This window comes from Cytobacillus oceanisediminis 2691 (genome assembly GCF_007678455.1).
GTDB classification, from domain to species: Bacteria; Bacillota; Bacilli; order Bacillales; family Cytobacillaceae; genus Mesobacillus; species Mesobacillus oceanisediminis_A.
In genome coordinates this window covers 1-278 of the sequence record NZ_VEEP01000200.1, presented here as the reverse complement: position 1 = coordinate 278, position 278 = coordinate 1, and the positions used below count along the sequence as shown (strand labels likewise).

The 278-nt window shown below is 45.3% G+C and carries 1 protein-coding gene; it reads left to right on the top strand.

The window, feature by feature from the left end; genetic code table 11:
- Positions 1-37: 37 nt before the first annotated feature.
- Positions 38-278: Hsp70 family protein (locus FS736_RS23725; protein ID WP_144481551.1), on the top strand; the 241-nt coding region annotated here is incomplete at its 3' end.

Sequence of the window (278 nt, the reverse complement as noted above, 5' to 3'; positions counted from 1 at the left end):
AGAGTGGTTACATAAAAGATGGAGGAGGTAATTGAACATGAGTAAAATGATGGGTATTGAGTTAGGAAGAAGAAAGTGTTGTGTAGCGGTACTAGAAGGCGGCGAAGCAAAGGTAATGCCGAATGCAGAAGGGAACAGAACAACTGCTTCTGTGATCGGGTTGAAAAATGGGGAAGGCGAGGTGGGTGAGGTGGGTAAGGGGGAGGGAATGAGTAAGGGAAATAGAATGATTTGGATTAAGGGTGAGATGGGAAGAGAGGATAAAGTGGAAGTGGAAG